Source organism: Actinorhabdospora filicis, from assembly GCF_030269765.1.
GTDB lineage: Bacteria > Actinomycetota > Actinomycetes > Mycobacteriales > Micromonosporaceae > Actinorhabdospora > Actinorhabdospora filicis.
This window is the reverse complement of record NZ_BSTX01000001.1, coordinates 1,509,254-1,522,291: the sequence shown is the minus strand read 5'-3', so window position 1 is coordinate 1,522,291 and position 13,038 is coordinate 1,509,254. Positions and strand designations below refer to the sequence as shown.

At 69.1% G+C, this 13,038-nt stretch carries 13 protein-coding genes; 8 read left to right on the top strand and 5 right to left on the bottom strand.

What is annotated here, in order from left to right:
* Positions 1–25 precede the first annotated feature (25 nt).
* Positions 26–502 carry a gluconokinase gene (locus QSK10_RS06975; protein WP_285661775.1) on the bottom strand — a complete coding sequence of 159 codons (477 nt, stop codon included), beginning with the start codon at positions 500–502 and terminating at the stop codon, positions 26–28.
* Positions 499–1,386, bottom strand: coding sequence for a TatD family hydrolase (locus tag QSK10_RS06970; protein ID WP_285661774.1), 888 nt, complete (start codon positions 1,384–1,386; stop codon positions 499–501). The genes QSK10_RS06975 and QSK10_RS06970 overlap by 4 nt, the downstream gene beginning before the upstream one ends.
* Before the next feature lie 73 nt (positions 1,387–1,459).
* Between QSK10_RS06970 and QSK10_RS06965 the strand changes: the two genes are divergently transcribed.
* Positions 1,460–2,665 carry a hypothetical protein gene (locus QSK10_RS06965; protein ID WP_285661773.1) on the top strand — a complete coding sequence of 402 codons (1,206 nt, stop codon included), beginning with the start codon at positions 1,460–1,462 and terminating at the stop codon, positions 2,663–2,665.
* Positions 2,666–3,464: 799 nt separating this feature from the next.
* Here the strand turns inward: QSK10_RS06965 and QSK10_RS06960 are convergent.
* Positions 3,465–4,934: an MFS transporter gene (locus QSK10_RS06960; RefSeq protein WP_285661772.1), complete on the bottom strand. Its 1,470-nt coding sequence runs from the start codon at positions 4,932–4,934 to the stop codon at positions 3,465–3,467.
* An 85-nt stretch (positions 4,935–5,019) separates the two neighbouring features.
* On the opposite strand from QSK10_RS06960, the gene QSK10_RS06955 reads away from it, so the two are divergent.
* From QSK10_RS06955 to QSK10_RS06930, 6 genes are all read left to right on the top strand, one after another.
* Positions 5,020–5,439 (top strand): MarR family winged helix-turn-helix transcriptional regulator, encoded by a 420-nt coding sequence (locus tag QSK10_RS06955; protein WP_285661771.1) that lies wholly within the window; start codon positions 5,020–5,022, stop codon positions 5,437–5,439.
* Positions 5,440–5,473: 34 nt separating this feature from the next.
* Positions 5,474–6,322: a 16S rRNA (adenine(1518)-N(6)/adenine(1519)-N(6))-dimethyltransferase RsmA gene (gene rsmA, locus QSK10_RS06950; RefSeq protein WP_285661770.1), complete on the top strand. Its 849-nt coding sequence runs from the start codon at positions 5,474–5,476 to the stop codon at positions 6,320–6,322.
* On the top strand, positions 6,286–7,212 hold the full coding sequence (locus QSK10_RS06945; RefSeq protein ID WP_432705317.1) for a 4-(cytidine 5'-diphospho)-2-C-methyl-D-erythritol kinase: 927 nt from the start codon (positions 6,286–6,288) through the stop codon (positions 7,210–7,212). The genes rsmA and QSK10_RS06945 overlap by 37 nt, the downstream gene beginning before the upstream one ends.
* Positions 7,209–7,808, top strand: a complete 600-nt coding sequence (locus tag QSK10_RS06940; protein ID WP_285661769.1) for a P-loop nucleotide/nucleoside kinase family protein — start codon at positions 7,209–7,211, stop codon at positions 7,806–7,808. The genes QSK10_RS06945 and QSK10_RS06940 overlap by 4 nt, the downstream gene beginning before the upstream one ends.
* A 160-nt stretch (positions 7,809–7,968) precedes the next feature.
* A complete protein-coding gene (locus QSK10_RS06935; protein WP_285661768.1) occupies positions 7,969–8,979 on the top strand; it encodes an acyl-CoA desaturase in 1,011 nt (336 codons plus the stop codon).
* Between the two features lie 50 nt (positions 8,980–9,029).
* Positions 9,030–9,626: a TetR/AcrR family transcriptional regulator gene (locus QSK10_RS06930; RefSeq protein WP_285661767.1), complete on the top strand. Its 597-nt coding sequence runs from the start codon at positions 9,030–9,032 to the stop codon at positions 9,624–9,626.
* On the opposite strand, the gene QSK10_RS06925 is transcribed toward QSK10_RS06930, so the two are convergent.
* Both QSK10_RS06925 and QSK10_RS06920 read right to left on the bottom strand, forming a co-directional pair.
* Entirely contained in the window at positions 9,623–10,156 is a 534-nt protein-coding gene (locus tag QSK10_RS06925; RefSeq protein WP_285661766.1) for a DUF4383 domain-containing protein, read from the bottom strand. The genes QSK10_RS06930 and QSK10_RS06925 overlap by 4 nt on opposite strands.
* A gap of 52 nt (positions 10,157–10,208) precedes the next feature.
* On the bottom strand, positions 10,209–11,981 hold the full coding sequence (locus QSK10_RS06920; RefSeq protein WP_285661765.1) for an ABC-F family ATP-binding cassette domain-containing protein: 1,773 nt from the start codon (positions 11,979–11,981) through the stop codon (positions 10,209–10,211).
* Between the two features lie 129 nt (positions 11,982–12,110).
* On the opposite strand from QSK10_RS06920, the gene QSK10_RS06915 reads away from it, so the two are divergent.
* Complete coding sequence (locus tag QSK10_RS06915) at positions 12,111–13,031, top strand: resolvase (RefSeq protein WP_285661764.1); 921 nt, start codon at positions 12,111–12,113, stop codon at positions 13,029–13,031.
* Positions 13,032–13,038: the final 7 nt, after the last annotated feature.

The following is a 13,038-nucleotide window of genomic DNA, read 5'->3' as shown; positions in this document are numbered from 1 at the left end:
CACGGCGCTGATACGGCTCAGGGTGTCACTGACGCGCCCAGGCGGCGATCGCGTCGACGGCCGCGTCGACGGTGGCTGCGGCGATGGTGATGCCGTGTTCGCCGGGGCCGAGGGGTTCCAGCGCGGCGAGCTGGCCGTCGACGAGCGCGGCGGGCATGAAGTGCCCGGTGCGGGCGGCCACGCGCCGCCGCAGTTCGTCGGCGGCGACGTCGAGGTGGGCGAAGGCGACGTCCCCGGCCTCGCGCAGGACGTCGCGGTGGGCGCGTTTGAGGGACGAGCAGGCCACGACGACGTCGCGTGCGGCCAGGACCGCGGCGACGTCGCGCAGCCACGGCCACCGGTCGGTGTCGGTGAGGGGACGCCCGGCGCGCATCGCGGCGACGCTGGCGGGCGGATGCAGGTCGTCGGCGTCGGCGAAGGGGACGCCGAGGCGGGCGGCGAGGGCCCGGGCGACGGTGGTCTTGCCCGCGCCCGAGGCCCCCATCACCACGATGGGCGTCACCAGTCCCCGAAGACCCGGGTGCCGGTGGCGTCGATGCCCGCGCACAGTTCGTCGACGCCCACGCCCTTGAGTTCGGCGAGGAAGCGGACGGTGAGCGGCACCAGGTAGGAGGAGTTGGGGCGCCCCCGGTAGGGCATCGGCGTCAGGAACGGCGCGTCGGTCTCCACCAGCATCTGCTCCACCGGCGTCACGAGGGCCGCGTCGCGCAGGTGCTGGGCGTTCTTGAAGGTGATGTTCCCGGCGAAGGACAGGAAGAAGCCGCGCTCGACGCACTCCCGCGCGAAGGCCTCGTCGCCGGAGAAGCAGTGCAGGACGACGGTGTCGGGCGCGCCCTCGTCGTCCAGGACGCGCAGGACGTCGGCGTGCATCTCGCGGTCGTGGATGACCAGGGCCTTGGCGTAGGTCTTGGCGAAGTCGATGTGGCGGCGGAAGGAGTACTCCTGCGCGGCCAGGCCCTCGGGCCCGGTGCGGTAGGAGTCCAGGCCCGTCTCACCGAAGGCGCGCACGCGCGGCTCGGCGCCCATCTTCTCGATCTCGTCGAGGGCGGCCTCCAGGTCGTCCAGCACCGGCGCCTCGTTGGGGTGCAGGGCCACGGCGGCCACGACACGGTCGTGCGCGGCGGCCAGGTCGGCGCCCCAGCGGGACGACCGCACGTCCACCCCGACCTGGACGATCCGGGTGATTCCGGCGGCGGTGGCCAGGTCCAGTTCGGCTTTGACCGAAGGGCCGGTGACCTCTGGCGGTTCGGCGCCGTCGGCACCCCATTCTCCGGAAAGCACTATGTCCAGGTGGGTGTGGCTGTCGAGGACGGGGACATTCAGTGGCTCGGGCGTCTCGGGCCGTTCACCCGTACGGCCTGCGCTCTTACGGTTCTTTCTAGACATCGCCTCAAGGATGGCACGGTCCCTCCCTGCCGGTTAACCGGATATTCATTCCGGTCACATAGCGTCAGTCTCTGTGAGTACACAGGCCCCCACAGTCGAGTACCGTGGTGTGCGCTACGCGGCCGAGATGATCGCGGGCGGTGCCGCTTACGAGATCTTCGCCGCCGACCCCGACCCCGGTTTCCTCCCCAACCCGCGTCCCGAGGCCCGCTGGCCCTACCGCCGGTTCGTGCACGTCAGCGAGGTCGGCGGCGAGTCGGCGATCAACGCCTGCGCCGAGTCGCTGCTGTCGGCGCCGCTGGCCGCCGGGGTCACCTGGCGCCGCATCCACGAACAGTCCCAGTCGCCCTACGGCGACGAGGCCACCCGCGCGCTCCTGCGCTCGGTGCGCGCCTCGGCGAGCGTCCGCTGCGGCACCAAGATGGTCAAACCCCTCTCGGTGCGCCAGGTCGTGCGCCTCCTCGGCGGCCCCGCGGTCGTGTCGGGCTTCTGCTTCCGCGAACACGACGTCGCCCACCTGCGCACCCCCATGCAGCGCCGCGTCCTGGCCGGCGACCCGATGCCCGCCGACGACTACGCGGCCTTCGCGCTGCGCTGGCGCGCCAGCGACCCCGTGGACTACGTCGTCCCCGCCGGTGAGCCCTGGGCCGGGATGGCCCGCATCCCCGGCAGCGCACGGCGGGGCGGACCGGTGCTCGGCACGGGATTCCTGCCCTCGAACCAGTACCTGCTGCCGGAATTCGTCACCGCCGACTTCGCCGACCTGCCCCTGCCCACGCGGGCGGAGATCCTCGCCTACACGGCCGACGGGACCGAGGTGACGATGTTCCAGTACGTCACCGAGCAGGGTGCGTGGACCCGGATGGCGGGGACGCAGTGGCGGCGGTTGCAGGCGGAGCTTCCGGGAGTCGACCCGCACCAGGAGTGGTTTCCGGTGCCGGCATCGGGGCACGTCGGGTTGTCGGGGGAGTACCGGGGGCGGCGGCACCCGGCGGTGGCGGATCCGCCGCACGGGTTCCGGATCGCGGCGCGGTCTCAGGCGGCTCGGTTTCCGGTGACTTCGGTGAAGAGGCTGGTGCGGTATGCGGCTTGGCGGGGGGTGCCGGTTTCGGTGGCGGGGGAGCGGGAGGAGTGGGTGCGGTTGAGGTTGGTCGTGCCGGGGGAGCAGGTGCTGGTGGTGACGGGGGCGGAGTGTGTGGAGCGGGGGGTTTATGAGGTTTGGGCGCCGGGGGATGAGGTGGAGGAGGGGCGGGAGGTGGAGGTGGCTTATCGGTCTTGAGGGGTGGGTCCTGCTTTAGGCCCTGCCTTAGTCCCAGCCTCAGCGCCAGTCCCAGTCCCAGTCCCAGTCCCAGTCCCAGTCCCAGTCCCAGTCCCAGTCCCAGTCCCAGTCCCAGTCCCAGTCCCAGTCCCAGTCCCAGCCAGTTTCGCTACCACCCTTCGCCCGGCATCCCCCGTCACCCCAGCCCCCACCCCGGGCTCGGGCCGTCTGGTTTCTCGTCCCGCCCCCACGGATCTTCCGTCCTCTAGTCCCTGCATCGGCGCTATGACACGGTCGCCGTCTGGCCTGGGCTTTCAGCCCTCGTCCCCGACCAGGACGCTGTCCTGGACCTGGGCCTCTCTCGGAAGGGGGCTTCGCCTTGGGTTGCGGGCCGTTGTCCACGGGCTTCAACCCGGGTCGGGCTTGTTTGGGGTTGGTCTTTGCGTGCGGTGGTGCCCTTCGTCGGTCGGCCCCGGCACCATAACGACGAACCTGGGGGTGTCAAGCCAAAGAACGCGGCTTGACACCCCCAGAACCCTCGTTACCAATTCCTTTACGGCCGACCGACGAAGGACCCCACCACCCGAAGCCGGCATCTGCGCTATCGCGCCGGCTTCCGTGGGGCACCTTCCGCTGCCACGGCCGCCACCCACCCCACTCACCTCGCACCGTCTTGCGCTCCCGCCCATCTTGCGCTCCCGCCCATCTTGCGCTCGCCCCTTCTTCTCCCCTTCCCCTTCTCTCTCCACCTCTCCCTGTCCGGCACGCAAAGAGGCCCGCGCCTTTCGCGCGGGCCTCTTCTGTGCGAACCGTCCTTCGTCTAGCTCCGTGCCTCGTGCCTGCCGTGCTTGCGCTTCACCAGTCCGGTGAGGGTGATCAGGAGGCCGACGAGGGCCACCGCCGTGACGAAGTAGAGGCCCGGCTTGAAGGCGTCCAGGGTCTGTTCTGGGGTGGGGTGCTCGATGTCGGTGGCGATGATCGCGGTGTTGATCGCGAGGATCAGTGCGATGCCGACTTGGCCTGCGGTTTGGACGAGGCCGGCGGCTAGGCCTTGTTCGTCATCGTGGATTCCGTTGGTGGCCTGGACGTTGATGGCGGGGAAGCCGAGGGCGAAGCCGACGCCGAGGAGGAGGACCGAGGGGAGGATGAAGGCGAAGTAGGAGGGGTTGGTGTCCAGTCGCAGGAACAGGACGTAGCCGATGGTCAGGGCGAGGAGGCCGCCGATGACGAGTTTGGGGGTGCCGAAGCGGTCGATGAGGTTTCCGGCGAAGGGGGCGCTCACGGCGACGAGGAGTCCGGCGGGGAAGAGGGAGAGGGCCAGTTCGAGGCTGGACCAGTGGAGTGAGTCCTGGAGGTAGAGGGAGACCATGAACTGGAAGGTCATGTAGGAGCCCATGAGCGCGATGAAGGCGAAGTTGGCGCGCAGGAGGCTGCCCTTTTTCAGGATGGAGAGCCTGATGAGGGGGTGTTTGACCTTCAGCTCGGTGATCACGAAGGCGGTGAAGAGGGCCGCGACTCCGGCGAAGGAGCCGATGGTGCGGGGCGAGCCCCAGCCGACTTCGGGGGCCGTCACCACTGTGTAGACCAGTAGCAGCATGCCGAGGGTGGAGAAGAGGGCGCCGAGGATGTCGTGGCCGCCTTCGGCGGCGGGCTTGTCCTTGGGGATCAGCAGGACGGCGCCGACGAGGGTGAGGAGGGCGACGGGGACGGGCAGGAGGAAGGTCCAGCGCCAGCCGACGTCGGTGAGGAGGCCGCCGACGATGAGGCCGAAGGAGTAGCCGCTGGCGCCGAAGACCGTATAGAGGGACAGGGCGCGGTTGCGGGCTTTGCCTTCGGGGAACGTGGTGGTGATGATCGACAGGCCGGTGGGGGCGGTGAACGCGGCCGACACGCCCTTGATGAAGCGGGTGGCGATCAGGAGGGGGCCGGAGTCGACGAGGCCGCCCAGCAGTGAGGCGACGGCGAAGACGGCGAGGGCGATGATGAAGACCTTGCGGCGCCCGATGAGGTCGGCGGTGCGGCCGCCGAGGAGGAGCAGGCCGCCGTAGCCGAGGACGAAGCCGGACACGATCCACTGAAGCGACGAGGTGGTCATGCCGAGTTCGGCGCCGATCGACGGGAGGGCGACACCGACCATGGAGCCGTCGAGGCCGTCCAGGAACAGCACGACGCACAAGGTGATCAGCATCAGCCACAGCCGCGCCGGCCAGCGATCGGGGATGCCTGGCGGGGTATCGGCGCCTTCGGCGGGGAGGGGGGTACCGGTTTTGGGGGCGATCGTTGCGGTCACGTCGAGGACCGTACATGCACACGCATCAGATGCACAAGCGAGTAATGCGTTTGCATCAGATGCATGGGCATGATAGGATGCCGCCATGTCCCAGACACGCGACGACGCGGTCGGGGGTGCGAAACCCCAGGTCGCGCTCGACTCCGATCCGATCGTGGAACGGTGGCGCGACATGCTGCGCTGCTACTCCGACATCTCCTGCCAGCTCGAACGCGCCCTCCAGGACGACCACGGCATCGGCATGAGCGAGTTCGAGGCCCTAGACCGCCTCGTCGGCGCCCACGGCAACAACCGCCGCATGAGCGAACTGGCCGCCGACATGTACCTCTCCCAGTCCGCGCTCTCCCGCGCCGTGGCCCGCCTCGAACGCGACGGACTCGTCATGCGCGGCATGTGCCACGAAGACCGGCGCGCCATCTTCGTCAACCTCACCGACGCCGGACGCGAAAAGCACACCGCCGCCCGCGTCACCCAGCGCGCCGTCCTCGCCGAACACCTCACCTGAGCGGTGCTGCCAGGCGATCCGTAAGATCGAGCCGGTGAGCGAACTTCTCGGCGCGGCCGCCATCCGAGCCATCGCCGGAGCACTCGGCGTCAAACCCACCAAGACCCTCGGGCAGAACTTCGTCATCGACGCCAACACCGTCCGCCGCATCGCGGGCGCGGCATCGCTGACCCCCGAGGACGTCGTCATCGAAGTCGGACCCGGCCTCGGCTCGCTCACCCTGGCACTCCTGCCACCCGCCGCGCACCTCCACGCCGTGGAAATCGACCCGCGCCTGGCCGGAGCCCTCCCCGAGACCGTCCGCGTCCACGCCGGACCCGACGCCGCCAAACTCCAGGTCCACCACGCCGACGCCATGCGCGTCACCCGCGAAGAAATCGGCGAACCCGCCCCCACCGCGCTCGTGGCCAACCTCCCCTACAACGTCGCCGTCCCCGTCGTCCTGCACCTCCTCGCCGAACTACCCAGCCTCCGCAAAGGCCTGGTCATGGTGCAGTCCGAAGTCGCCGACCGCCTCGTCGCCCCACCCGGCTCCAAAACCTACGGCGTCCCCAGCGTCAAACTCGCCTGGTACGCCTCCTCCCGCCGCGCCGGAGCCGTACCCCGCGGCGTCTTCTGGCCCATCCCCAACGTCGACTCCGGCCTCGTCGCCTTCACCCGCCGCGAACCCCCCGCCGGCGACCGCGACGCCACCTTCAAAGTCATCGACGCCGCCTTCGCCCAGCGCCGCAAAACCCTCCGCGGCGCCCTCGCCACCTGGGCCGGATCACCCGCCAAGGCCGAAGAGATCCTCATCAAGGCCGGAATCTCCCCCATGGCCCGCGGAGAAGCCCTCAACGTCGAGGAATTCGCCAAGATCGCCGCCGCCAAGGAGACCGCGTGACCGCCGTCCACGTCACCGCCCCCGCCAAGATCAACCTCCACCTCGGCGTCGGTCCCCTCCGCGAAGACGGCTACCACGACCTCACCACCGTCTTCGAAAGCGTCGCCCTCCACGACGACCTCACCGCCGAACCCGCCGACGACATCTCACTGGTCATCCACGGCGAAGGCGCCCACGACCTCCCCACCGACCGCCGCAACCTCGCCGTCCTGGCCGCCACCGAACTCGCCGCCTACACCGGCACCCGCGCCGGCGCCCGCCTCACCCTCACCAAACGCATCCCCGTCGCCGGCGGCCTCGCCGGCGGCAGCACCGACGCCGCCGCCGCCCTCATCGCCTGCAACCGCCTCTGGAACACCGGCCTGACCACCGGCGAACTCGACAAACTCGCCGCCGCCCTCGGCAGCGACGTCCCCTTCTGCCTCCACGGCGGCACCGCCCTCGGCACCGGACGCGGCGAACAACTCACCCCCGTCCTCACCACCGGACGCCGCCACTGGGTCATCGCCATCGCCGACACCGAACTCTCCACCCCAGTCGTCTACCGCGAAGTCGACCGCCTCCGCGCCGCCGGACACGGCCACTACCACGACGACCCCGCCCCCCTCCTGGCCGCGCTCCGCGTCAACGACACCGACGCCATCGCCCGCCACCTCCACAACGACATGCAACACGCCGCACTCTCCTTGCGCCCCCAGCTCACCGACACCCTCGAAGCCGGACTCGCCCACGGAGCCCTCGCCGCCCTCGTCTCCGGCTCCGGCCCCACCTGCGTCTTCCTCGCCCGCACCGAAGAACACGCCACCACCCTCGCCGAACGCCTCCGCGCCAGCGGCACCGCCCGCGCCGTCCACACCGGCAGCGGACCCGCCGGAGCCGACCTCACGTGAAGCACGTCCGCTGGATCGGCGGCGGCAGCGGCGCCGGCAAGACCACCATCACCCGCGCCCTCACCCAGGCCCACGGCCTCACCCGCTACGACACCGACGCCGTCATGCGCGACCACGCCACCCGCCACCCCATCGGCCCCCACACCGCCGCCTTCACCGCCATGACCATGGACGAACGCTGGGCCGACCGCGACCCCCACACCATGCTCGACACCTTCCACTGGTACCAAGGCGAAGGCTTCCAGCACATCGAAGACGACCTCCGCGCCATCGACACACCCGTCCTCGCCGAAGGCTTCCGCCTCCTCCCACACCTCGTCGCACCCCACCTCCGCGACGGCGGACACGCCGTCTGGCTCCTCCCCACCCCCGCCTTCCGCCACGCCGCCCTCACCGAACGCGGCACCCTCTGGTCCATCCCCGAACGCACCAACAACCCCCAGCGCGCCCTCGCCAACCTCCTCGAACGCGACCGCCTCTTCACCGAACGCATCACCGAAGAAACCCGCCGACTCGGACTCGCCACCATCACCGTCGACATCGGCACCGGACGCGACGAACTACGCGAAGCGGTCACCCACGCACTCGCCCTCTGACAGGCCGCGCATAATCCCACAGAACCGTGACCGGCGCCACTTTCCCGGCGAACTCACAGGGATCTAGCAGCAAAGAGGGGGCGTAGCCCCCCTATAAACCTACGCTTCCGTAGGCTACGGTTTCGTAGGTAAACGCATCCGCTTACACCTGCGAGGATCCATGACCACACCAGCCCTCGACGCCGCCACCGGAAGCGTCGCCAAGCCGGTGAACGCCCAGGCTCCCAAACCGCTCACCTCAGGAAAACAGGGCAAGGGCATCCTCATCGGCCTGTGGGCCTTCGTGGTCCTCCCGTTCATCGCGCTCGTGGCCGCCGTGCCCTTCGCGTGGGGCTGGGGCCTGTCGTGGATCGACATCGCCATCGCCTTCGTCATGTACTGCATCAGCGGCTTCGGCGTCACCATCGGATTCCACCGCTACTTCACCCACGGCGGATTCAAGGCCAAGCGCTGGCTCCGCGTCACCCTCGCCGTCTCCGGATCCATGGCCGTCGAAGGCTCCGTGATCCAGTGGGTCGCCGACCACCGCCGCCACCACATGTTCAGCGACGTCGAAGGCGACCCCCACTCGCCCTGGCGCTACGGCACCACCTTCGGCGCCCTCGCCAAGGGCATGTGGCACGCCCACATCGGCTGGATGTTCTCCCGCGAGCTCTCCAACCAGGAACGCTTCACCCCGGACCTGCTCGCCGACAAGGACATCCGCCGCGTCGACGCCCTCTTCCCGTGGCTCACCGTCATCACCGCCGCCGCTCCGGCCGTCGCCGGTGGTCTGCTGACCTTGTCCTGGCAGGGTGCCGTGACCGCCTTCTTCTGGGCCACGCTCATCCGCATCGGCCTGCTGCACCACGTGACCTGGTCCATCAACTCCGTCTGCCACGTCTGGGGCGAGCGGCCCTTCAGCACCCGCGACGGCGACCAGGCCACCAACTTCTGGCCCCTGGCCATCATCTCCATGGGCGAGAACTGGCACAACCTGCACCACGCCGACCCGACCTCGGCCCGCCACGGCGCGCTCCGCGGCCAGATCGACCCGTCGGCCCGCATCATCTGGTTCTTCGAGAAGATGGGCTGGGTCACCAACGTTCGCTGGCCCAAGCAGGAACGCCTCGAAAAGCTCCAGGAGCAGCAGCGGCAGAAGAAGGCCGAAGCCAAGAAAGCCAGAGTGTGACCGAAGCCAGAGACACCGGCCCGGCCCGATCGACATCGGGCCGGGTTCGCATGTCGGCGCCCAAGCGCCGCGAGCAGCTCATCGCCGTCGCCCGCAAGGCATTCGCCGAACGCGGTTACGACGGCACCAGCGTGGAAGAGATCGCCGCCCGCGCCAAGGTCTCCAAACCCGTGGTCTACGAGCACTTCGGCGGCAAGGAGGGCCTCTACGCCGTCGTCGTCGACCGCGAGGTCACCGCCCTGCTCGACCGCATCACCCGGGCCCTCACCGGTGGCCACCCGCGGGTCCTCGTCGAACAGGCCGCGCTGGCCCTGCTCGACTACATCGAAGAGGACACCGACGGGTTCCGCGTCCTGGTCCGCGACTCACCCGTCGGCGCCGAGGGCAACTTCTCCAGCGTCCTCAACGAGGTCGCCCACCAGGCCGAGCACATCCTCAACCGCGAGTTCAAGGCCCGCGGCTATGACACCAAACTCGCCGAGCTCTACGCGCAGTCCCTGGTCGGCATGGTCGCGCTGACCGGCCGCTGGTGGCTCGACGCGCGCAAACCCAAGAAGGAAGTGGTGGCCGCCCACCTCGTGAACCTCGCGTGGCACGGCCTGTCCCAGCTTGAGCAGAAACCCTCGCTCAGCGTCAAGAAGAACTAGTCCTTCTTCGCTTCCTCGACGTCCTCTTCCAGCACCACCGGCTCCTCCGCCTTCGCGGCCGCCGGGACATGGTGGCGGTGCAGCTCCTCGGCCGCGGCCAGCCGGGTGCTTCCCACGCGTCCGTACAGGCCTGCGGTGAACACGACCAGGCCCAGGATCGCCGACACCACGCAGGTGCTCACCCCGAAACCGAGGATGTTGGCGTCGGTGCGCAGGAACAGCAGCATCAGCATGCTCGCCAGCAGGAACACCGCGCCGCAGACCAGGTTGATCCAGCGGTCGATGTTCCGGCCGATCAGGGCGCCGATCACGATCAGCGCGCCGACCACGATGGACAGCAGCGAGAACGCCGGGTTGGCCTTCAGGCCCAGGACCCACGGAAGGCCGTCCTGCGCCGTCCAGGCCAGGCCCAGGTCGCTCTTCGACTTGACGAAACCCAGGATGCCGAACAGCAGGACGTAGGCGCCGGCGAAGAACGCCAGCACACGCCAGAACGGCCGCAACCTGTGGTTGATAGGTAGGTGATCCACACCCGGCATTGTCGCCTATCGCCCACCGGCCGTCTCGCCGACCTGCGGATGGCTACTCCCCGTCGGCCAACTCCAGCCAGCGCGTCTCCACGTCCTCCTTCTCGGCCAGCAGCGCCGTCAGCTCCGCGTGCAGCTCGGCCGCCCGGGCGTGGTCGGTGGCGTTCTCGGCGAGCTTCACGTGCAGCTTCGCCTCCTTGTCGCCGAGCTTGTCCAGCTGCCGCTCCAGCCGCTTCAGCTCCTTCTGCGCCTCCCGGCTCACCGTGGACGCGCTGGCGGCCTTCGCCGGGCCACTCGTGGCGGCCCCGGGCGCCTCGCCCTTCTCCGACAGCTCCAGGTACTGGTCGATGCCGCCGGGCAGCTCCTTGATCGAGCCGTCGCCGAGCAGCGCGATCGTCTTGTCGGTGACGCGTTCCAGCAGGTAGCGGTCGTGGCTGGCGACGACGAGGATGCCGGGCCAAGAGTCCAGGAGGTCCTCAAGAGCCTGGAGGGTGTCGATGTCGAGGTCGTTGGTCGGCTCGTCCAGCAGCAGCGTGTTCGGCTGGCCGGTCAGCAGCAGCAGGAGCTGCAGCCGCCGCCGCTGCCCACCCGACAGGTCGCGGATCGGCGTCCACATGATCTTGTCGGTGAAGCCGAAGGCCTCGGCGAGCTGGCCGGCCGACATGTCCCGGTCGCCGAAGGTGAAGCGGTTCCCGTTCTCCTGGATGGCCTCCAGCAGCTTCATGTCCTTCGGGAGCTCCTTGAGCTCCTGCGACAGCATCGCCGTCTTGACCGTCTGCCCGACGGTGACCGCGCCCTCGTCGGGCGTGCGCGTCCCCGTCATCAGGCCCAGCAGCGTCGACTTGCCCGCCCCGTTGGCGCCGACCAGGCCGATCCGGTCGCCCGGGCCGACATGCCAGTCCACATGCGACAGGATCGTCTTGCCCGGCACCGCCAGCGACACGTCCTTCAGCTCGAAGCCCTGCCGGCCCAGCCGCGAAACCGACATGCGCGACAGGTTCACCTTGTCGCGCGGCTCCGGGACGTCGGCGATCAGCGCGTCGGCGGCCGCGATGCGGAACTTCGGCTTGCTCGTCCGCGCCGGAGCGCCCCGCCGCAGCCACGCCAGCTCCTTGCGGACCAGGTTCTGCCGCCGCTCCTCACTCGCCGCCGCCTGCCGATCCCGCTCGGCCCGCGCCAGGATCCACGCGGAGTAGCCGCCCTCGTAGGAGTTGATGGTGCTGTCGGTGACCTCCCACGTGGTCTCGCAGACCGCGTCCAGGAACCACCGGTCGTGGGTGACCGCGATGAGCGTGCGCACCCGCTGCTTCAGCCAGTCCGCCAGCCACGTGATCCCGTGGATGTCGAGATGGTTGGTCGGCTCGTCGAGGATCAGCACGTCCACCGGCCGCACCAGGAGCGCGGCCAGCGCCACCCGCCGCCGCTCACCACCCGACATGGAGTCGGTGGGCGCGTCCAGGCCCAGGTTGTGCATGCCCAGGCCGTCCAGGATCGTGCGGACCGTGGCGTCACCCGCCCACTCGTGCTCCTCGGTGTGCTCCGTCGGCAGCCACACGTCACCGAGCACGACATCGGCCACGGTCGTGCCCGCCGGGTACTCGATCGACTGAGGCAGAACACCGACCCGCAGGTCACGCCGGTGCGTGACGCGTCCGGCGTCGGGGTCCTCGGTCTTGGTGATCAACCGCAGGAGAGTCGTCTTGCCCGTCCCGTTCAGGCCGACCACACCGATGCGGTCGCCCTCGGCGACGCCGGTGGAGAGGTCGGAGAAGAGGGTGGTGGTGCCGTAGGACTTGGCGACGGCGTCGAGGTTGATCAGGTTGGCCACGGGACAAGCGTATGGGGTGGGGTGGAGGGGGCGGGGAGTGCGATCGTACGAGGAAGATTCACATTTGTTACGAGAGTGAATGATCGTTACTTTTGGTGCGAACACCAGTTCGGATCAAGGGGGAAGATCATGGCGCGAGAAGAGAACTATGAGGAGAAGAAGTTCCAGGACCCGCGGGCGGCCGAGGCACGACGGCTGCGGGTGGAGGAGGGGATGTCCTCCGCGGAGATCAGAGAACGCCTGGGGGTGGAGAAGAACCAGCTGCAGTACTGGCTCGCCGGACTGCCGGGGAACAAGCCGAATCTCCGGCCGAACGCGAAAGACCACCTACGCGACGAGGCGCGACGTCTTAGAGCGGAGGGAAGCACCTACGACGAGATCGCTGAGGCTCTAAAGGTCTCAAAGAGCTCAGTCTCCCTGTGGGTGCGCGACATCCCGGTGCAGCGCGAGCGCACGTCGAGCTGGTCTGCCGAGGCACGGGCCAAGCGTGACGAGGGACATCGCCGTCGACGCGAGCAGAAGGTCGCCAGTCAGGAGGAGAGGCGCCTTCGGGCCGCCGGTGAGGTCGCCCGGCATGCGAGGGAGGCGATGCAGCTCATCGGGGCGATCGCCTACTGGTGCGAAGGCGTGAAGTGGAAGCCGTGGAACAGCGGGCCGCCGCGTGTGCGGTTCATCAACAGTGATCCGGGGCTGCTGAGGCTCTTTCAGGAGTTCGTGCGGGCCGCGCCCGTGCCGCATGGCGGCATGAGCTATCGCCTGAGCATTCATGAGAGTGGTGACGAGGCGGCGGCGCATGCGTATTGGGCCGAGCAGCTCGGGATCGAGCCGGGTGAGTTCCTTCCGACCACCTGGAAGCGTCATAACCCGAAGACGGTGCGGAAGAACGTCGGTGAGGGCTACTTCGGCTGCGTGACCATCGCCGTCTACGACTCGCTCAAGCTCTACTGGCACATCGATGCGCTCGCCTCGGCGACCATGGAGATGGCGAGCCTGGGTGTTCCGTGCGGCGATAAGCCGGATGAGGCCGAGAGGGGCGGCACGGTAATCTAAGCCGTGC